Source organism: Streptomyces brasiliensis (genome assembly GCF_014647875.1).
Classification (GTDB): Bacteria; Actinomycetota; Actinomycetes; order Streptomycetales; family Streptomycetaceae; genus Streptomyces; species Streptomyces brasiliensis.
The window spans coordinates 78,308-98,174 of the sequence record NZ_BMQA01000019.1 but is presented as its reverse complement, the minus strand read 5'-3'; the positions used below and the strand labels follow the sequence as shown (position 1 = coordinate 98,174).

Here is a 19,867-nt window from a genome sequence, read left to right as displayed (position 1 = left end):
GCATGAGAAAGAGGTCATCGGCCAACTGGGGCCGGCCCACCGCCCCGCGCATCCCTTGTGGGAACTGCTCCCCTCGCGCCGTTGCGTCCTTGTGCACCTACCCTGCTGACTCCAGGGATGGCCGACCGAGGCACTGCATAACACGCCTCAGGCGTACTGGATCAGCTTGGTCTCCAGAAATGGCTCGAGGCCCTCCACGCCACCTTCACGGCCAAGACCTGACTGCTTGAAGCCGCCGAAGGGCTGGACTACACACATGCCCCAGGAGTTGATGGAGATCTGCCCCGTGCGAATTCGACGAGCGATGCCCTCGGCGAGCTTCTCGTTCTTGGCGTATACGGCTCCGGACAGGCCGTACATCGAGTCGTTGGCGATCCGCACCGCTTCGTCGATGGTGTCGAAAGGAATCACGCAAACGACCGGGCCGAAGATCTCCTCCTGCGCGATGCGCATATTGTTGCTGACATCTGCGAAGATCGTCGGCTCGATGTACCAGCCCTTGTCGCGCTCCTCGGGACGGCCTCCGCCGAACACGACACGGGCCCCCTCCTCCCGCCCCAATCGGATGTACTCCTCGACGCGATCGCGCTGCCGCTCGGAAACGAGGGGGCCGAGCATCGTCTCGGGGTCGTGCGGGTCACCAACCTTGACCTGTGCGAAGGATGCCTTGAGCGCGGCGAGCAGCTCGTCCTGCCGCTCGCGGGGCACGAGGATACGGGTGATCGCCGCGCAGACCTGGCCGGAGTTGAGAATGCCCGCGAATCCCAGGCTCGGCATGACGTCCTCGAGCGGAATGTCGTCGGCGATGATGCCGGCGGACTTGCCCCCGAGCTCCAGCGTGACGCGGGCGATGCGGTCCGCGCAGAGCGCCATGACGCGACGCCCGGCTGCTGTGCTCCCCGTGAAGGTGACCTTGTCGACATCCGGATGCCGGACGAGGTACTCGCCCACTTCCCGGCCCGCCGGCAGGACGCTGATGACGCCCTCGGGCAGCCCGGCAGCCTCCAGAGCCTCGGCGAGCAGGTTGGTGCCGATCGGTCCCTCGGGTGCCGGCTTGAGCACGACGGTGCATCCGGCGGCGAGCGCCGGCGCGATCTTCAACGAGGCAGTGCCGACCGGGCCGTTCCAGGGAATGATCGTCGCCACGACACCGACGGGCTCCCGCACGATCTTGCCGTGCCCACCGTCCCACGTGCGCTCTTCCTCGAACGAGAACCGCTCGTGCAGGGTTGCCCCGTCCTGCCAGTTCTGAGTCGCGAAGCCGAGGAAGCCGCGGCTCAATCCCGTTGGGGCACCGATCTCCTCCGTGAAGGCGGTGATCATGTCCTCGAGCCGCTTACCGACCTCTTCGCCGACTCTGGCGAGGATCGTCGCGCGCTCGGCCGGGCTCATCCGCGGCCACGGGCCTTCGTCGAACGCCTTGCGCGCCGCAGCAACGGCCGCGTCGACGTCCGCCTCCCGAGCCTCGGGGACCGTAGCGATCAGTTCCTCGGTGCTCGGCGAGATGACCTGAATCTTCTTGTCGCTGCTGGGTTCTACCCACTTGCCACCGATGAAGAGCTTGTCGTAGCTCTTGAGCCGGGGCGTGGTGGTAGTCATCGGGTCGGACATCTGGTTCCTCCCGGCATGCACTGCCAGAGACGGTCCGACGCTCCTGCACGAGACAGGTCGGGCACTGCGACTCTGGCGTTGACAAGGATGTCCCATCGATCGATGGGGTGCTCCGAGAATTCCAGCCGGCCGCTACTTCTGTCAACCAACCGTTTGTCTTAATGCTTTCGGGCAACAGTCCCCGGTCACACGTCTCTTGCCGTTCTGTTCACCACACGCGCGGGGCGCACGTACACCAGGCCCAGTGCGCGAAGCGTTGAGGTGGCCCCTCGAACATCCCGGGTCACCCTGATCAGGCAGCAGGGTCCCGGTCGCCGAAGACCCACCGGACGGCAGCCGTGGATGGCAAGGTCGTACTGGTGTCATCGATCGCATGCGCCTCCGGGGTGATGTGCGCCGCCGCCCCGGGCCACCCGCCGCCGGGGCCGGCGCCTACTCCGATCGTCGACGAAGCACGCCATAGGGGGTGCTCCCCGCCTCCGAGCGGGCCGTGGACAGCTACGGACTCTGGCCGCCGGCCCACGTGCACACGATGACGGTCGCCGCATCACGTCGACCAAGCCCGGGTGCTCCAGCATGTGATGGTGCACGAACTCCACCATGGTGTCGCCCCGCTGACCGAGCGCGCAGCGCGAGCCCCGGTCGGTGGCCAAGACGGTGATCGACGTGACCTGACCCGTCTCAGTTCCGGACCGGCCGCTGAGAACTACGGCCGGCCCGCGATGCTCAGTGCGTGACGAGCCCGGTCGTTGATCACCTTCACTACCGAGCTCCGCCGACGACGAGGGGCCGGCCACCCCGCCCCGCGGCACCGGTCGCCGACCAGGGTGAGTCCCCCGGAACGCCGCAGCGGCGGGTGGACACGGCCGCAGCCGTGTCCACCCGCCCACTTGCGTGTCACAATCCGTACCCACCGTCGACATCGATCCATTGACCCGTGACGTAGCGCGCGTCGTCGGAGGCCAGGAACGCCACAGCCGCCGCGATGTCCCTCGCCTTCCCGTAACTGCGCAGCGGTATCCGGGTCAGTGCGTGCTCGAGATCCCCGGGTCGGATGTCGCCGCTGTCGACGAGAACCTGCGTCATCCCCTCGTCGAGGATGCCCACACCGACCGCGTTGGCCCGCACGCCGAAACGTCCCTCCTCCGCGGCCACCGCACGCACGAGAGCCTCGTTCGCCGCCTTGGGGCCCGAGGACAGAACGTCCCGCAGGACGAACCGGCGGTTGGCCACCGTGCTCACCACGACGACCGAGCCCCGGCGCTCCCGCAGCGTCGGGAGCACGGCCGAGACGACGCGGAAGGTGCCGCCCGAGTCGACCGCGAGCTGCTCGGCGTACCGCGCGGGATCGAGTCGGCTCACGTGGACCTGGTGGTTCGTCGGCGACGCGGCCAGGACCACGGTGTGCAGGCCGCCGTGCTTGTCCACCGCGTCCTCGACGACGGCCCGCACCTGGTCGGCGTCTCCCATGTCCATCCTGGCCGCCCGAGCGACGCGGCCCCGGCCTCCGAGACGGTCCGCGAGGGCGTGAGCCCGCTCGGCGCTGCCGCTGTACGTGAGGGTGATGTCGGCGCCCATCTCCGCCAGCCGCTCGGCGACCGCGCCGCCGATGGCACCGCTGCCCCCGACGACCAGAGCCCCGCCCGCACGCCCGCCGAACGCCTCGGCGGCCGACCCGCTCATGGCGTCACCGGCATGACCGCAACAGGCGCCTGGGCGGCCCGGATCCGGCAGCGGGCACCGCGCAGGGGCTGGTCCCCCGCGAAGTTCGAGAGCTTCGGGTCGCCGGGTGTGATGGCATTGGCGTTCGAGACCCAGACACCCGACAAGTGCGGTTCGTTGGGCGCCTGGCTCGGCTCCCACCAGTACCCGTCGGGGTTGATGGTGTCCTTGCGCATCGTCGCGTCGAAGCGGGCACGCTGGCGGATCTCGCCCTCCGGCCGTTGAATGACCATCCACTCGCCGTCGGTGATGCCCCACCGCTCGGCGGTCTCCGGGTGGATGTCACAGAGCGGCTCGGGGTGGAGCCGGTTGAGCCGTCGGCTCTGCCGCAGGTTCGACGCGGTCAGCTCGCGGACCCGGCTGCCGGGGATCATCTGGAGCGGGTACTCGTCCTCCGGCGCGTCCGGGATCGAGTAGGGCGGCCCGGTGTAGACGGGCGAGGGATCGATGTCGAACCTCTCGAACATGCTGGGCACGAGCTCGACCTTGCCCGACGGGGTGGCGAAGCCGTGCTCCTCGTACTTGCGCCACTTCGGCCGGGTGAAGTGGTGGTTGACCTCACCGTCGGCCCACTCCCGGTACGTCCTGCCCGACGGAGCGAGGAACCGGTCGAACATCCCCTCGACCGTCTCGGGCCAGTTGTCGGGGTCCAGGAGCCGACGGCCGAGGCCCGCCCAGAGGTCGTAGTCGTTGCGGCGCTCACCGATCGTCTGCGCGGACTGCTGCCCCACAACGAAGAAGTTGCCGATGCCCCAGTGGGCGCTGAGGTCCGCCCGCTCCATGAAGTCGGCGGCGGGCAGGACGTAGTCGGCCAGCTGCGCCGTCGGCGTCATCCACATGTCCATCGCGACGAGCAGCTCGAGCTCAGGACTCGTGAAGGCCTTGTAGGCGGCCTGACCGGCTCCCATCGACAGCAACGGCTCACCGCACTGGACGATGATCGCGCGGATCGGGTACGGGTCCTGCTCGACGACCGCGCGGTAGATGGCCGGCTGACTCGCGAAGAGGACGTACGCCGTGCCGGTGTGCCCGTCGGGGTAGATCCGCCGAGTGGCCTCCCGGAACGCCTTGTAGCCGGTGATCGAGGTGATCCGGGTCTCGTGGGCGTTGACGCTCTCACGTGTCCGCAGCGGGTGGTCGACCAGCTTCTCGAAGTTCATGTTCTCGAGCCAGGCGAAGTGCGTCTTGTCGTAGGGGTTGCCCAGTGGCTCACCACCGGGGATGTCGAGGTTGCCCGAGATGGCGCGCAGGATGGCCCGGCCGAGGACGGCGGAACGGGATGCGCCCTCACCGAGCTGGGTCGCGGCGACACCGAACATGAGGCGGGCCGGACCGCTCGTGGCATAGATGTGCGCGGCCTCGACGATGTCGGCGGCGGGCACGCCGGTGATCTCCTCGGTACGCTCCGGCGTCCACTTCGCGGCCTCGGCCTGCACCTCGTCGAAGCCCAGACACCACCGCTCGACGAACTCCTTGTCGTAGATGTCGTCGCGGATCATGACATGGATCAACCCGAGGGCGAGCGCGCCGTCCGTGCGCGGACGCAGCTGGAGGTGGAGGTCCGCCCGCGCGGCGGTCTTGGTGCGCCGCGGGTCGACGACGATCAGCTTGGCACCCTGCGCCTGGCACGCCCGGAGCCGCTCGAAGGACGGCGGAGAGGACTCGGCCGGGTTGGAGCCCCAGATGACGAGGCACTTCGTGACGCCCGGGTGCGGCGACTGGTACACGGTGTCCCAGCCGTAGACCGACACCTCGGCGATGTACTCGCCGACACCGCAGTTGCGGCCCTGGCTGACGAAGTTCGGGGTGCCGAAGTCGCACGCGAAGCGCCAGCTCGCCCAGTCACCGGGGGTTTTGTGCGTACCTCCGAGGGTGGCGAGCGCCTCGGGTCCCTCACGGTCGCGGATGTCGGCGAGCTTCTCGGCGATCTCGTCGAGGGCCTGCTCCCAGGAGATGCGCTCCCACTTGCCCTCACCCCGTTCGCCGACCCGCTTCATCGGGTGGTTGAGCCGGTCCGGGTGGTTGTGCACCTCGATCGCGGTGGTGCCCTTGATGCACAGCTTCCCCTTGGCGACGGGGTTGTGCAGGTCACCGTCGAACGCGATCGGGTGGCCGTCCTCGTCGATCTGGATGAGCATGCCGCAGTGCTGCGGGCACAGCGTGCAGAAGGTACGTTTGACGTCTCCGCCAAAGGTCAACTTGGCCACAGTTCCGCTCCCTAATATTCAACCGAACACGTGCTGGCGGGGGCCCTGCCCTGCGACGGGGAGCGAACAAGACCCCGACCGGGCTCAGCGCTCAGAACGCCAGCGACCCCGAGTCGACGGGCAGCGCGACCCCGTTGATGCGCGCAGCGGCGTCCGACGCGAGGAACATGACAACCGAGGCGATCTCCTCGGGCAGCGCCGGGGCCGGCTTGCGCCTGTCGCGCGAGAGCGCCTCGAGCGCGGACGGGAAGGCGTCGGTGACGTCCTGCATACCCGTCTGGATGGATCCAGGGCACACGGCGTTGCTCCGGATGCCGCGGTCCCCCAGGGTCGCGGCGATGTTCTTCGTCAGCCCGACGAGACCATGCTTGGAGACGGTGTACGCCGCCCCGGCGCGGCCTCCGCGTACCCCGGCGACCGAGGCGACGTTGACGATGACGCCGCGCCCGCGCTCCAGCATGCCCGGCAGGACGGTGTTGCAGAAGAGGAAGGGCCCGGTCAGGTTGATGTCGAGCAGTCTGTGCCACTCCTCCACGGCCACCTCGTGCGCCATGCCGAGGCGATCGATGACACCGGCGTTGTTGACCAGGATGTCCACCTCGCCGGCCTCGCCCACGACGCGCCTGACGTCCTCGGCCTTCGAGACGTCGGCCGGCACGCACACGACGTCTGTGTCCGCCTTCAGACGGTCCAGCGCCGCGGTGTCGCGGTCGACGGCCACGACACGCGCTCCCTGCCCGCCGAAGCCGCGCACCAGGATCTGACCGACGCCTCCACCGGCGCCGGTGACGACCACCGTCCGTCCGGCGAACACCTCAGTCTCCGTGGCACCTTCAGTCATGAGACACCCCCTCGATGCGCTGCGGGACGTCATCAAAAGCTGCGCGAACGGCATCGGCAGGCCTCTGGGCGGCGCGGCGCACACAGGGAACGGCACCGCGGAACACCGCGCCGCCCCGCAGCACGGTGTCGAGGTCGACTCCGTCGACGCCCTGGCTCCAGTCGCGAGTGGTGTCGACGAACTGGACCAGGGCGCCCTGGGTGGCCGACGGTCTGACGAACGTCTCTCGCCAGACCGGGTTGGACAGGTCCGTGCCGGTCAGCGGATAGCCCGCGACCGGAAGGACGTCGACGGTCGTACCGAGGTCGTCCACCACGAAGGTCACATGGTGCATTCCCTCGCCGCGCCGATCGAGCGTGTGGGACACGAGCGAGTCGGCACGCAGCGGCTGCATGAGCTCGATCTTGAAACCACCGAGGTGCAGGTGCAGCAGCCGGATGCCGGTCTCGTCGTTGTCCCCGCCGGTGACGAACCGACCGCCGAGAGTCTCGCCGAACATCGCCCAGGCACGGTCGAGGTCCCGGACGGCGAGAGCGACATGATCGAGCCGACGGACCCCGACCGCGTCCCCAACTGCTTCCGGAACCGCGTCCGGAACTGCCTCAGACAAAACCTTCGGCACCGCTGCCTCCCGGGGCGCACCGACCATTACCAACCAACCGTTTGATAGTATCTTAGGGTCCGGCCGCGAGGAGAGACAAGGTGTCGGGCGGCGACGCGACAGCGACCGCACGGGGCCGGCCAAGCAGTCACGCCGGACGCAGCACGTTCTCCGCCACTGCGGCTGACGTGCGGTGCAGACGTGTAAGACCGTCGCCGCCGGCGCGTTGGATCACCTGCTGGACCGGATCCCGGCCCGGCACGGCAAGCGCTTCGCCTGCGGTCCTCGATCCTCATCGACAGCACCAGCCAGAAGCGCGGCTCCCTCCAGCCCGGCAAGACCGTCGCCGCCCTCCCCCGCCCCTGGGCGGCTGAGACGCCCCCGGCCGACGGCTCACCGCGGCCCCGCGCGTCGCCGCGTCCAGAGAAGAACCACCTCACCGAAAGGGCCCAGCCATGGAGACCCCGCCCCGTCGGCCTCGCGTCCTCGTCACCGGCGGTACCGGCGCGATCGGTTCCGAGACCTGCCGGCTCCTCGCCGGGAGCGGCAACGACATCGCCTTCACCTACCGCTCGAACGCGGAATCGGCCCAGCTGCTGGCGGCACAGCTCCACGACGAGACCGGCCGGCCGGTGGAGTCCCGCGCGGTCGACCTGTCCGACACCGACGCCGCCATGCGATGCGTGGCGGAACTGGCGACGGCGCTCGGCGGCCTGGACGCCGTCGTGCACGCCTCCGGACCGCTGATCCCCCAGCGCTACCTGACCGACATCGACGCGGACCTGTTCCGCAGGCACGTCGACGACGAGTACGTCGCCTTCTTCAACCTGGCCAAGGCCGTCCTGCCCCATCTGCGCGCCTCCCGGGGGTCGCTGGTCGCGGTGACCACCGTGGCGGTCCGCCAGTACCCGGTGCGCGACTGCCTGTCGGCGAGCCCCAAGGCGGCTGTCGAGGCCCTGGTCAAGGCCATCGCCGCCGAGGAGGGGCGCTACGGCGTCCGGGCGAACTGCGTCGGGCCCGGAATCCTCGAAGAGGGCATCGGCGGAGCGATCATCGACAACGGCGACTTCGGCGAGCAGGCGCAGGAGTTCGCACTCAAGCGCGTCCCGCTCCGGCGGTTCGGCAAGGCTCGGGACGTGGCGGAGGCGGTCGTCTTTCTCGCATCCTCGCGCGCCCGGTACATCACCGGGCAATGCCTCGACGTGGACGGTGGTTTCAGCGTCTGACGCCCGGGCCGGCCGACGTTCCCGCGGGTGTCGAGTCCACGGGGCCGACGCCCCTGTTGACATTCGATGTCGGATGGACCTAGAAAACATTACACCAAACGGTTGGTCGGACTATTGCGTCGATTCTGCGTGCAGCGTCCGAAGAAACCTCGGCGGAAGAGGATTCCCCATGCAGGGCAGGACCGTCATAGTCACCGGTGCCGGAAAAGGACTCGGCCGCGCCTACGCCGACGCATTCGCCCGCGAGGGTGCCCACGTGGTGGTCAACGACATCGCCACCGACGAGAGCGGTGAGCCTCTCGCCGAGCGGGTGGCGGAGCAACTGCGCGGCACCGGCGCGGCCGCGGTGAGCGCGCCGTACTCGGTGGCCGATCCGGAGGGTGCCGAGGCCGTCGTGGACACAGCGGTCGCGCACTTCGGCAGGGTGGACGCGCTCGTCAACAACGCCGGGATCGTCTACGGAGGTTCGCTGGTCGAGCAGGCCCACGAGGATTTCCGGCGCATGGTGGACGTGCATCTGATGGGCACGTTTCTCACCTCCCGGGCCGCGTTCAGGCGCATGGCCGAGCAGGGCGGCGGGAGCATCCTCAACACCGTCTCCACCATCGGCCTGTTCGGGATGGCGGGGATGGCGTCCTATGCCGCCGCCAAGGGAGGAATCCTCGGCCTGTCCCACGTGCTCGCCATCGAGGGAGCCGAGCATGGAATCCGGGTGAACGCCCTGGCGCCGATGGCGGACACCAATCCGGGGCGCACCAAGGGCGCCGAGGAGTTCTTCGCCCCCATGGGCCGACGGGCCGCAGCGGAGTACGTGGCCCCGTTCGCCGTCTTCCTGGCCGGATCCGACGCGGCGGGTACAGGCGGTGTCTACTCGGCTGCGGGAGGCCGCTATGCGCGGGTGGCCACGGTGCTCGGGGACGGCTGGATCTCACCCGGTCCGAATCCGCCCACGGTCGAGGAGATCGCGGCCGGCTTCGACACCATCCGAGACCTCCGCCCCGGCCACGAACTGGAGCGTATGCAGGAGGAGGTCCGCCTGATCAATCAACGGCTCGCGGAGCTCGGCAACACCCGCGCACTCGTCGGCGAATAGCGGCGCGCGGTCCAGGGAGAAACCCACGCTCTCCCGTCCCTGGTTGCCGGCTGACCGCCCGGCCCGACGTTGGCGCCTGCCGCACGTCGCCGTACCCGCTCACCGGAACGATCAGCGACGTACTCGGCATTGCGCGCCCGGACACCTCAACTGCTGGAAGGAACACGGTGATGACCGAGTTGCCAAGGGCCGACGTCCTGCCCAGTCTGCTCGAGGAGCGGCTGGCGGCCGATCCCGGGGCGGAAGGCCTCGTCTTTCCCGAGGCCAGGCTGACCTGGCGGGAACTCTCGGAACGGGCGGACCGCCTCGGCCGCGCGCTGGTCTCACTTGGTGTCGAGGAGGGCGACAAGGTCGCCGTCATGCTGCCCAACAGTGCGCTCTACGCGGTCGCGATCCTCGGCACCGCCCTGGCCGGTGCCACCAGCGTCCCGATCAACCTGCGGTTCAAGGAGACGGAGCTCGGCCATGTCGTCGCGGACTGCGACGCCAGAGTGCTGCTCACCGCGGGTAGTCCGACGGACGGCCCCGACGCGTCGGCGGCCCACGGACTTTTCCCGTCCGTCTTCCCCGACCTCGCGGAGCAGGACCCGAGGGCGTTGCAGCTGCACGCGGCGCCGTCTCTCACCGCCGTGCTGTGGCTGGACGGAGAGCCCCTGCCCGGAACGGTGCCGCCCGACGAGGTCGCCGCGGCCGCGGAACATGTCGACGGTGCGGAACTGACCGAGCGGCGCGGCCGGATACACGCCGACCAGCCGGCGATGATCATGTATACATCCGGGACCACGGCGAGTCCGAAGGGGGCGGTGCTCACGCACCGCGCCGTAGTGGCGCAGGCTCGCTGCGTCGGCGCACACTGCTACGGGCTGACGCCGGACGACAGGTTCTGGACACCACTCCCGATGTTCCACACGGGCGGGCTCATGTCGTTGCTCGCCTGCCTGTCGGCCGGCGCCACGTACATACATGCCAGGACCTTCGAGGCCGGCCGTGCTCTTCACCAACTGTCGGCAGAGCGTGTCACCGTCGCCATGCCGGTCTTCGAACCGCTCTGGCTTCCGGTCCTCGACCACCCCGACTTCGCGTCCACCGACCTCTCGGCACTGCGGATCGTACAGACCGCCGGTGTGCCGGAGAAGCAGCGCATCATGCAGGAGCGACTGCCGACCGCGGTCAACATGCAGTCCAGCGGGATGACGGAGACGGCGTCGTACTTCGCCTTCAACCGGCCGACCGATCCGCCGGAGATACGGCTCACGACCGGCGGCTACCCGATGCCCACGGTCGAGGTGCGCGTGGTCGACCGTGCCACGGGAGAAGACGCTCCTGCGGGCACGCACGGTGAGACGCTGCTGCGGGGGGCGGGCTGCTTCGTGGGCTACTACAACGCCCCGGAGCTGACGGAGGCGGTGATCGACCAGGACGGGTGGTTCCACACCGGCGACATGGGAGTGCTCGACGAGGCGGGTCGCTACACCTTCGTCGGGCGAATCAAGGACATGCTCAAGGTGGGGGGCGAGAACGTCGCCGCCGCCGAGGTCGAGGACTACCTCAGCCGGCATCCGGCCGTCCGGCTCGTCCAGGTGGTCGCGGCCCCGGACCGCCGCTACGGCGAAGTACCCGCGGCCTTCGTCGAGCTCAACGACGGCACAGTGGTGACCGAGAAGGAACTGATCGAGTACTGCGTCGGCAGGATCGCGACCTTCAAGGTCCCGCGGTATGTGAGATTCGTGACGGAGTGGCCCATGTCGGGTACGAAGATCCGCAAGTTCCGTCTCCGTGAGGAACTGGCGAAGGAGCTGTCCGAGAAGGGAATCACAGAGGCTCCCCGCCTCTCGTCCCGTGCGGGTGTCGCGTGATGGGCGAGGTCTTCGCGGGTGACTCGCGGCCGGAAGACGTGCTGTTTCAGCCTCTGCAGCTCGGCGGTGTCGTCCTGCGGAACAGAGTGATGCTCTCCGCGATGACGACCGGTTTCGGATACGAGGACGGCCTTCCGGACGGCCGGCTGGCCGACCACTTCTCGATGATCGCAACGGATGTGGGCCTCGCCACAGTCGCGTTCGGTGCCGTCCGTCCGGAGGGGCGCGTCGAACGCAAGATCCCCTGGATGTGGGCGTCCGGAGTGGTCGAACGACTTGCGCGCGTCACGGAGGTCATCCACCGGCACGGTGCCCTGGCGAGCCTCCAACTCGGCCACGGCGGCCGCCAGGTGTCCCCCAAGGTCACACGAACCGCACCGGTCGGGCCGTCGGCGATCGCGCCACCCGTCCACGTGTCCGACACCCCCCGGGAACTGTCGACCGCCGAGGTGGAGGAGATCGTCGAAGCCTTCGTGGATGCTGCCGTACGGGCTGCGGCCGCGGGCTTCGACGTCGTGGAACTGCACGGCGGACACGGCTATCTGATCCAGCAGTTCCTGTCCGCACAGAGCAATCAGCGCACCGATCGCTTCGGCGGGGCCGGCCTGCGCGAACGCGCCACGTTCGGCCGTGAACTGATCACATGTGTGAAGGAGCGAGTACCGGGACTCTCCCTTCTGGTCCGCATCAACGGTGACGACCTGGTTCCCGGAGGGATGCGTCCGGACGACGCGGCCGCGATCGGGCAGATCTTCGCCGAGGCCGGGGCCGACGGACTGATCGTCTCGGGAGGCGTGTACGGGTCCGTCCCGTGGACCATTCCGGTCCTCGACGACCCCGAGCCGGCGTTCCTCCACGCAGCGGAGGTCGTCAAGCGAGCCGTGGCCGTGCCGGTCGTCGCCGTCGGCGGGTTCCGTGATCCGATGACAGCCCGGGCCGCAATCTCCGCCGGCTCCTGCGACGCGGTCGGCGTGGGGCGCCAGTTGCTCGCCGACCCCAGGTGGGTCGCGAAAGCGCGCGCCCGGCAGGACGCCGCCATTCGGCCGTGCGTGGGAACGCTGCAGGGTTGCGCGGGACCGCTCCAGATCGGCGGTGAGATCTCCTGCACGGTCAATCCGGACATCGGGCGTCCGCCGGGACTGCGCACGACGGCTGCCACGCACAGGCGGAGGGTGGCCGTCGTGGGTGGTGGACCAGCGGGGATGGAGGCGGCCCGGGTCGCAGCCGAGGCCGGCGACCACGTGACACTGTGGGAAGCGCGTGAGCGACTCGGCGGCGCCGCCGCGCTCGCGGGCATGACGCCTCCCATGGCCCACTTCGGCGAGTTGGCCGCATGGTACGAACGCGAACTCGCACGCCTCCGGGTCGACGTCGTGCTCGGGCGGGAGGTCCGCCCCGACGCGACCGAACTCGCCGACGCGGACCTGGTGTTGTGCGCGGTCGGCGCCGAGACCCTGATCCCACCGCTGGACGGCTACGAGAAGTTGCAGGCCTGGGTCGTCGACGACCTGTTGGCGGGACTTCCCTCGACGCACGGCTCGTCACTGCGGCCCAGCCGTCCTGTGGTGCTGGGATCGGGTTCGGAGGCGCTGAGTGTGGCGCTCTGGCTGAGCGATCGTGGTTCCTCGGTGACTCTTCTCGCCGACACACGCGTCGGCGACGACATGAGTGGCGTCGCCCGCCGTGCCCTCAGGGCCAGGCTGGACCGGGCCGGCGTAGCTGTCCGTCCGGGTCGTCCAGTGGCCCTGACACCCGACGGGGTCCGCGCCGATGACGGTGACGTCCTCCCGGCCGACGCGGTCGTACTCGCCGGGCGCCGCGGACGGGTCCGCTGGGGTGGAACGGGTGTGAGCACGATCGGCGACGCGCGGGATCCCCGCGGGCTCGGACAGGCCATCGAGGAGGCTCGCATGGCCGTGAGATCCCACACGCGGAGGAGGGCGTAGCCCTGCTTCGGGAAGGGGTTGAGCCGAGGGCGAAGGCCTGTCCGGCCCCGTAACCCGGAATGGAGGCCCCGGCTCACTCCACACTGTGCTTCTGTTCACACCACGATCAGCCACCGCAATTTACTAGGACGTCCTACTATCTCTTCGTCAGCGCCTGTTGACCTGTCCGGGAAGGCCCCCATGAGCGATCTGCACCGTCCTGTGCACCCTGTCCGCCTGGTCACCGCATCGGCCCTGTTCGACGGGCATGACGCGTCGATCAACATCATGCGGCGGATCTTCCAGTCCCAGGGCGCCGAGGTCATTCACCTCGGACACAACCGATCGGTGCAGGAGGTTGTGGACGCGGCGCTCGAGGAGGACGTGCAGGGCGTGGCGGTCTCGTCCTACCAGGGCGGGCACGTCGAGTACTTCGAGTACCTGGTCCAGTCGCTGCGCGAGCAGGGAGCCGAGCACGTCCGCGTGGTGGGCGGTGGTGGCGGCGTCATCGTGCCCGACGAGATCACACGGCTGCGCAAGAGTGGCGTTACCATATTCTCCCCCGAGGACGGGCAGCGGATGGGCCTGGCGGGGATGGTCAACTCGGTGGTGCGGCAATGCGACTTCGACCTCTGGGAAGCCAGGCCGGCCGACGCCGACGCGATTCTTTCCGGCGATCGAGTCGCCATCGCCCGCGCTGTCACCGGGGCCGAACTCGGAAAGCTGCCGCCGGATCTGCTGGGACAACTGCGTGCAACCGCCGCGGCACAGGTCACGCCGGTGCTCGGCATCACCGGCACCGGCGGCTCCGGAAAGTCGTCCCTGACCGACGAGTTGGTCCGCCGGTTCCGGATCGATCAGCAGGACAAGCTGCGGATCGCGGTGATCGCGGTCGATCCGACCCGCCGCCGTGGCGGGGGCGCGCTGCTGGGTGACCGGATACGGATGAACACCCTCGACGGGCAACGCGTCTTCTTCCGGAGCCTCGCCACCCGCGGCAGCCACGAGCTGCCCGAGCACCTCTCCGATGTGATCGACGTGGTCAAGGCTGCGGGGTTCGACCTGGTGATCGTGGAGACGCCGGGCATCGGCCAGGGCGATGCGGCGATCGTGCCCTTCGTGGACGCCGCCATGTACGTGATGACACCGGAATTCGGCGCCGCCTCGCAGTTGGAGAAGATCGACATGCTCGACTTCGCCGACGTCGTGGCGATCAACAAGTTCGAGCGCCGCGGCGCCAAGGACGCGCTGCGCGACGTGGGCCGCCAACTGGTGCGCAACCGCGAGGCATTCGGCATGAAGCCCGAGGACATGCCGGTGTTCGGCACGTCCGCGGCGACGTTCAACGACGACGGTGTCACCGCGCTCTACCAACACCTGAAGACCGTCCTGGCCGAGAAGGGGCGGCCGCAGTCCGAGGGCGCCCTGCCCGCGGTCGACGTGCGCCACTCCTCCGGCATCCGGCAGGTGGTGCCTGCCGGCCGTGTGCGCTACCTCGCCGAGATCACCGAGACCGTCCGCAGGTACCACACCGAGAGCGAGCGGCTCGCCGAGGCGGCCCGGCGGGTTCAGCGCATGGAGATGGTCAGGGACGAGCTCGTCCAGGCCGGCTCCGAGGCGGCAGACGTGGAGTCGTTGCTCAAGCTCGCCCGCGAGCAGCTCCCGAACGACGTCGCGGAGCAGATCAGGAACTGGCCTTCCGTCGTTGCGTCCTACTCCGGAAACGAGCAGGTCGTAACGGTCCGGGACCGGGAGATCCGTACCAGACTGACCCGCCAGTCCCTGTCGGGCAACGAGATTCCCCGCGTGGCGTTGCCGAGGTTCACCGACCACGGGGAACTGTTGCGGTTCTGGCGCAGCGAGAACCTGCCCGGCTACTTCCCGTTCACCGCCGGGGTGTTCCCGTTCAAGCGCGACGACGAGGACCCGGCGCGGATGTTCGCCGGCGAGGGCGATCCGCTCCGCACCAACCGACGGTTCAAGCTGCTCTCCGAGGGCCAGCCGGCCAACCGGCTCTCCACGGCGTTCGACTCGGTCACCCTCTACGGTCGTGACCCGGACCGGCGTCCCGACATCTACGGCAAGGTGGGCACCTCCGGCGTCTCGGTCGCGACCCTGGTGGACATGAAGGCGCTCTACGACGGCTTCGACCTGGTGGCGCCGACGACCTCGGTGTCGATGACGATCAACGGTCCGGCGCCCACCGTGCTGGCCTTCTTCCTCAACACCGTCATCGACCAGCAGACGGACGCCTTCCGCGCTGCCGAGGGCCGCGACCCCTCTCCCGAGGAGGCGGCCGAGCTGCGTGCGCACGCGCTGGCGAACGTGCGCGGCACCGTGCAGGCCGACATCCTCAAGGAGGACCAGGGCCAGAACACCTGCCTGTTCTCCACCGAGTTCTCGCTGCGGATGATGGCCGACATCCAGGAGTGGTTCATCGCCAACAAGGTCCGCAACTTCTACTCGGTGTCCATCTCCGGCTACCACATCGCCGAGGCCGGCGCCAACCCGATCAGCCAGCTCGCGTTCACCCTCGCCAACGGCTTCACCTATGTCGAGGCCTACCTGGCGCGCGGCATGCACATCGACGACTTCGCCCCCAACCTGTCGTTCTTCTTCTCCAACGGCATGGACCCCGAGTACTCGGTCCTCGGCCGGGTCGCCCGCCGGATCTGGGCCGTCGCGATGAAGGAGAAGTTCGGCGCCAACGAACGCTCCCAGAAGCTGAAGTACCACGTCCAGACCTCCGGCCGCTCCCTGCACGCCCAGGAGATGGACTTCAACGACATCCGCACCACCCTGCAGGCGCTGATCGCCATCTACGACAACGCCAACTCGCTGCACACCAACGCCTACGACGAGGCCGTCACCACCCCGTCCGAGGAGTCGGTGCGCCGCGCGATGGCCATCCAGCTGATCATCAACCGCGAGTGGGGGCTGGCGATGAACGAGAACCCGCTGCAGGGCTCGTTCATCATCGACCAGCTCACCGACCTGGTCGAGGAAGCCGTGCTGACCGAGTTCGACCGGATCAACGAACGCGGCGGTGTGCTGGGCGCGATGGAGACCGGCTACCAGCGCGGTCGTATCCAGGACGAGTCCATGCTGTACGAGCAGCGCAAGCACGAGGGCAGCCTGCCGATCATCGGCGTGAACACCTTCCGCAACCCGCATGCCGACACCGGCCCGAGCCAGGGCACCCTCGAACTGGCCCGCGCCACCGAGGAGGAGAAGCTCTCCCAGTTGCAGCGGGTCCAGAGCTTCCAGGCCGAGCACCGGGAGGAGGCCGGGGCGAACCTGGAGCGTCTGAAGCAGGCCGCGATCTCCGGCGAGAACGTCTTCGCCGTACTGATGGACGCTGCCCGCGTGTGCACTCTGCAACAGATCACGGAGGCGTTCTTCGAGGTCGGCGGCCAGTACCGACGCAACGTCTGAGTCACCGGCCGAGGCCGTGGATACGGCCGCCATCACCCTCCCGACCACGAAAGGTCCCGCATGGAACCCGTCTCCCGTCTCGGCGTCGTCGGCTGCGGCCTCATGGGCTCCGGTATCGCCGAAGTCGCCGCACTGCACGGCCTCGAGGTGATCGTCGCCGAGTCGAACCCGGACCAGGCCGCCGCCGGCCGCGACCGCATCACCGCCTCCCTGGAGCGCGGCCTGCGGCACGGCAAGCTCACCGCAGCCGACCGCGACCAGGCCCTGGCCCGCCTCTCCTTCACCGATGACTTGAGCGAGCTGGCCGACCGGCAGATCGTCATCGAGGCCGTCGCCGAGAGCCGCGAGGTCAAATCGGAGGTCTTCCGCCGGCTGGACAAGGTCGTAGTCTCCCCGGACGCCATCCTCGCCACGAACACCTCCTCCATCCCCATTGTCGATCTCGCCGTGGCCACCGGCCGGGCTTCCCACGTCGTGGGACTGCACTTCTTCAACCCTGTACCGGTCCAGAAGCTCGTCGAGGTGATCCCAGCCCTCACCACCAGTGCCGACACCCTGGCGCGCATCCGCGACTTCACCGCCAGGCAACTCGGCAAGACGGTCGTCCAGGCCCCCGACCGATCCGGTTTCGTGGTCAACGCCCTGCTGGTGCCCTACCTCCTCGCGGCCGTCCGCATGCTCGAGTCAGGAACGGCGCGCGCTGAGGACATCGACAGCGGCATGGAACTCGGCTGCGCCCACCCCATGGGACCGCTGCGACTGCTCGACCTCATCGGCCTGGACACCGCACAAGCCGTCGCCGAGTCGATGTACGAGGAGTTCAAGGAGCCGCTCTACGCAGCTCCGCCACTGCTGCGGCGCATGGTGGCCGCCGGCCGCCTGGGCCGCAAGAGCGGTCACGGCTTCTACTCCTACGGCGCCTGAATACCCGAGTTCGCCGGCGCGGCCCGGAACTGGGCGGGTGCGATGTCGGGCAAGGCTCATCACCCGACCGCACGACCGTGTCGACGACCACTCACGTGGTGCGGCCGGGGCACACGAGCCAGAACGACCGAGGCGCCCCGGCCCCTCGCCCGGCCGGCCGGATCGCTACTGAATCCTGCGTTCCGCCCCGGCCCAGGCCCGATCGCGCAGGACGAACTTCTGGATCTTGCCCGTGGACGTCTTGGGCAGCTCCCCGAACACCACGCGCTTGGGCGCCTTGAACCGAGCCAGCCGGGCCCGGACGAACTCGATGATCTCGACCTCAGTGACCTCTGCGCCGTCCAGCAGGCTCACGTACGCGGCAGGCACCTCCCCCCAGCGCTCGTCGGGTACCGCGATGACCGCGACCTCCGAGACGGCCGGATGGTCGGCGATGACCTGCTCGACCTCGACCGACGCGACGTTCTCTCCGCCGGAGATGATCACGTCCTTGCTGCGGTCGCGCAGTTCGACGTACCCGTCCGGATGCACGACGCCGAGGTCGCCGGTGCGGAACCAGCCGTCCGGTGCGGCCTTCTTCGTGGCCTCCTCGTCCTTGTAGTAGCCGAGCATGACGTTGTTGCCGCGCAACGAGATCTCCCCCACCGACGTCCCGTCGGCGGGAACGTCGGAACCGTCCCCGGCTATCACGCGCACCGCGCACGAGATCATGTTGCCGACGCCCTGGCGCGCCTTGAGACGGGCCCGGACCCGGTCGTCGAGGGCGTTCCACTCCGGGCGCCAGTCGCAGATCATGGCCGGGCCGAACGTCTCGGTCAGCCCGTACAGATGCGTGACCTCGAACCCCAGTTCCCCCATTCGTCGCAGGATCGCCGGGGACGGCGGCGCGCCGCCGGTCGCGACCTTCACCGTCTGCGCCAGCCGCGACGCGTCCGGCGCGTGGGCGAGCATCGACAGCACCGTCGGAGCACCCTCCAGATGCGTCACTCCCTCCGTACTCAACAGCCGCCACACCTCGGTGGGTTCGACCTTCGGCAGGCATACGTGCGTGGCCGCCGCCGCGGTCACCGCCCACGGGAAACACCAGCCGTTGCAGTGGAACATCGGCAGGGTCCACAGGTGCACCGCGGACGGCGACAGCCCGGTGTGCCCCACCATCGCCAGCGACTGCAGGTAGGCACCGCGATGGTGGTACATCACGCCCTTGGGCCGTCCGGTCGTCCCGGACGTGTAGTTGATCGACAGCAGCGACCGCTCGTCCTCCGGACGGATCGCGGTGGGTGTCGCGTCGGCCAGCAGGCGCTCGTACTGCTCCCCCGCACGGATCCGGTGCGGGAGCTCGGGCAGGTCGGCGACCGCGGCGTCGACCAAGTCGTCGAAGAGGGGGTCGTGCACCAGCACCGACGCCTCGGAGTGCCGCAGGATGTAGGCGATCTCGCGGGCCGACAGCCGGGTGTTGACGGCCACCAGCGGGACACCCGCCCACGGCACCCCGAAGCTCGCCTCCAGCAGCACGTGTGTGTTGGGCGCGAGCACCGCGACCGGCCGGCCCTGCGCCAGAGGTGCCAGCACGCCGGCCAGCCGGCGGCAGCGGTCGTGGAAGTCCGTGTACGACCAGCGCCGGTCGCCGTCCACGACCGCCGTCCGCTCTCCGTGCGCCGCCGCGGCCCGGTCCAGGTACGACACGGGGGTGAGCGGCTCGAACGACAGGGTCGACGCAGACCTCCACTGTGGTTCGGTCATCGGTTCCGGCCCTCCGATCGGGCGCGGGTAGCGCCCCAGCGGTTGAAGTGCACGACGTCTTCGACCGGCTTGCGCCTGGGTTGCGCCCACCGTCCCTTGGCGGGGCTGCCCATCGGGATCAGCGCCATGGTCAGTGCGTCGGGCGGCAAGCCGAGCAGGTCACGCAGGTCGTCCTCGTGCCCACGGTAGAGCGTGGTGAGCGAAGTGCCGATACCGTAGGCGCGTGCGGCGAGGCAGAGTTGCTGCACCGCACCGTAGATGGACGCGCCGACTCGGGGGTCCTGTTCATCCGCCGCATGGCGCAGTACCGGGAAGACCCACACCGGGGCCTCCTCGATGTGGTGCGCGAGATGCTCCGCGCCGAGGAAGCCCCGCGGGCTCAGCCCGTCCGAACCGGCCGGGGAAGCGAGGATCCGCTCGCGGTGCCGGCCGTAGGCCCTCTCCCAGTTGTCCCGGTACCAGGTCGCGACGCGGTTCTTGATGTCCTGATCGGTCACCACGACCCAGCCCCACTGCTGAGCGTTGCCACCGGACGGGCCCCGGATGGCCGCGTCCAGGACCGCCCAGAGCACGTCCTCGGGGATCGGATCGGGGTCGAGGTAGCGACGGGCGGGCGTGGAGTGCAGCGCCTCCATTATGGTGAGGGCCTGCCCGGTCGGTGGCAGCATGACGGTCCTCCATGG

Annotated in this window: 13 protein-coding genes; 6 read left to right on the top strand and 7 right to left on the bottom strand. The window is 69.2% G+C overall.

The window, feature by feature from the left end:
* Positions 1 to 147: 147 nt before the first annotated feature.
* From IEZ19_RS26380 to IEZ19_RS26360, 5 genes are all read right to left on the bottom strand, one after another.
* Positions 148 to 1,599, bottom strand: coding sequence for an aldehyde dehydrogenase (locus tag IEZ19_RS26380; RefSeq protein ID WP_189313825.1), 1,452 nt, complete (start codon positions 1,597 to 1,599; stop codon positions 148 to 150).
* Positions 1,600 to 2,508: 909 nt separating this feature from the next.
* Positions 2,509 to 3,294, bottom strand: a complete 786-nt coding sequence (locus IEZ19_RS26375) for an SDR family NAD(P)-dependent oxidoreductase (protein WP_189313777.1) — start codon at positions 3,292 to 3,294, stop codon at positions 2,509 to 2,511.
* Positions 3,291 to 5,540, bottom strand: coding sequence for a molybdopterin-containing oxidoreductase family protein (locus IEZ19_RS26370; RefSeq protein WP_189313776.1), 2,250 nt, complete (start codon positions 5,538 to 5,540; stop codon positions 3,291 to 3,293). Before IEZ19_RS26370 ends, IEZ19_RS26375 begins: the two co-directional genes overlap by 4 nt.
* A 91-nt stretch (positions 5,541 to 5,631) precedes the next feature.
* Positions 5,632 to 6,381, bottom strand: a complete 750-nt coding sequence (locus IEZ19_RS26365) for an SDR family NAD(P)-dependent oxidoreductase (protein WP_189313775.1) — start codon at positions 6,379 to 6,381, stop codon at positions 5,632 to 5,634.
* Positions 6,374 to 6,991, bottom strand: a complete 618-nt coding sequence (locus IEZ19_RS26360) for a VOC family protein (protein ID WP_189313774.1) — start codon at positions 6,989 to 6,991, stop codon at positions 6,374 to 6,376. The genes IEZ19_RS26365 and IEZ19_RS26360 overlap by 8 nt, the downstream gene beginning before the upstream one ends.
* Before the next feature lie 446 nt (positions 6,992 to 7,437).
* Here IEZ19_RS26360 and IEZ19_RS26355 point away from each other — a divergent pair, with 446 nt between their 5' ends.
* The 6 genes from IEZ19_RS26355 to IEZ19_RS26330 all read left to right on the top strand — a co-directional run bounded on the left by IEZ19_RS26355 (position 7,438) and on the right by IEZ19_RS26330 (position 17,441).
* Entirely contained in the window at positions 7,438 to 8,208 is a 771-nt protein-coding gene (locus tag IEZ19_RS26355; RefSeq protein ID WP_189313773.1) for an SDR family NAD(P)-dependent oxidoreductase, read from the top strand.
* Positions 8,209 to 8,377: 169 nt separating this feature from the next.
* Complete coding sequence (locus IEZ19_RS26350; protein ID WP_189313772.1) at positions 8,378 to 9,301, top strand: SDR family NAD(P)-dependent oxidoreductase; 924 nt, start codon at positions 8,378 to 8,380, stop codon at positions 9,299 to 9,301.
* Between the two features lie 170 nt (positions 9,302 to 9,471).
* Complete coding sequence (locus IEZ19_RS26345) at positions 9,472 to 11,157, top strand: AMP-binding protein (protein ID WP_189313771.1); 1,686 nt, start codon at positions 9,472 to 9,474, stop codon at positions 11,155 to 11,157.
* A complete protein-coding gene (locus tag IEZ19_RS26340) occupies positions 11,157 to 13,103 on the top strand; it encodes an oxidoreductase (RefSeq protein ID WP_189313770.1) in 1,947 nt (648 codons plus the stop codon). The genes IEZ19_RS26345 and IEZ19_RS26340 overlap by 1 nt, the downstream gene beginning before the upstream one ends.
* Positions 13,104 to 13,283: 180 nt before the next feature.
* Positions 13,284 to 16,517 (top strand): fused isobutyryl-CoA mutase/GTPase IcmF, encoded by a 3,234-nt coding sequence (gene icmF / locus IEZ19_RS26335; RefSeq protein ID WP_189313769.1) that lies wholly within the window; start codon positions 13,284 to 13,286, stop codon positions 16,515 to 16,517.
* A 60-nt stretch (positions 16,518 to 16,577) separates the two neighbouring features.
* Entirely contained in the window at positions 16,578 to 17,441 is an 864-nt protein-coding gene (locus tag IEZ19_RS26330) for a 3-hydroxybutyryl-CoA dehydrogenase (RefSeq protein ID WP_189313768.1), read from the top strand.
* Positions 17,442 to 17,606: 165 nt separating this feature from the next.
* Here IEZ19_RS26330 and IEZ19_RS26325 read toward each other — a convergent pair whose 3' ends face one another.
* The gene (locus IEZ19_RS26325) at positions 17,607 to 19,184 is read right to left on the bottom strand and encodes an acyl--CoA ligase family protein (protein WP_189313767.1); all 1,578 of its coding nucleotides are present in this window, start codon (positions 19,182 to 19,184) and stop codon (positions 17,607 to 17,609) included.
* Positions 19,181 to 19,852 (bottom strand): nitroreductase family protein, encoded by a 672-nt coding sequence (locus IEZ19_RS26320; RefSeq protein WP_189313766.1) that lies wholly within the window; start codon positions 19,850 to 19,852, stop codon positions 19,181 to 19,183. The genes IEZ19_RS26325 and IEZ19_RS26320 overlap by 4 nt, the downstream gene beginning before the upstream one ends.
* Positions 19,853 to 19,867 lie beyond the last annotated feature (15 nt).

Coding starts and splice junctions, on each gene's coding strand:
- IEZ19_RS26355 (WP_189313773.1), top strand. CDS start 7,438: ATGGAGACCCCGCCCCGTCGGCCTCGCGTCCTCGTCACCGGCGGTACC.
- icmF (WP_189313769.1), top strand. CDS start 13,284: ATGAGCGATCTGCACCGTCCTGTGCACCCTGTCCGCCTGGTCACCGCA.
- IEZ19_RS26340 (WP_189313770.1), top strand. CDS start 11,157: ATGGGCGAGGTCTTCGCGGGTGACTCGCGGCCGGAAGACGTGCTGTTT.
- IEZ19_RS26345 (WP_189313771.1), top strand. CDS start 9,472: ATGACCGAGTTGCCAAGGGCCGACGTCCTGCCCAGTCTGCTCGAGGAG.
- IEZ19_RS26375 (WP_189313777.1), bottom strand. CDS start 3,294: ATGAGCGGGTCGGCCGCCGAGGCGTTCGGCGGGCGTGCGGGCGGGGCT.
- IEZ19_RS26320 (WP_189313766.1), bottom strand. CDS start 19,852: ATGCTGCCACCGACCGGGCAGGCCCTCACCATAATGGAGGCGCTGCAC.
- IEZ19_RS26325 (WP_189313767.1), bottom strand. CDS start 19,184: ATGACCGAACCACAGTGGAGGTCTGCGTCGACCCTGTCGTTCGAGCCG.
- IEZ19_RS26350 (WP_189313772.1), top strand. CDS start 8,378: ATGCAGGGCAGGACCGTCATAGTCACCGGTGCCGGAAAAGGACTCGGC.
- IEZ19_RS26380 (WP_189313825.1), bottom strand. CDS start 1,599: ATGACTACCACCACGCCCCGGCTCAAGAGCTACGACAAGCTCTTCATC.
- IEZ19_RS26365 (WP_189313775.1), bottom strand. CDS start 6,381: ATGACTGAAGGTGCCACGGAGACTGAGGTGTTCGCCGGACGGACGGTG.
- IEZ19_RS26330 (WP_189313768.1), top strand. CDS start 16,578: ATGGAACCCGTCTCCCGTCTCGGCGTCGTCGGCTGCGGCCTCATGGGC.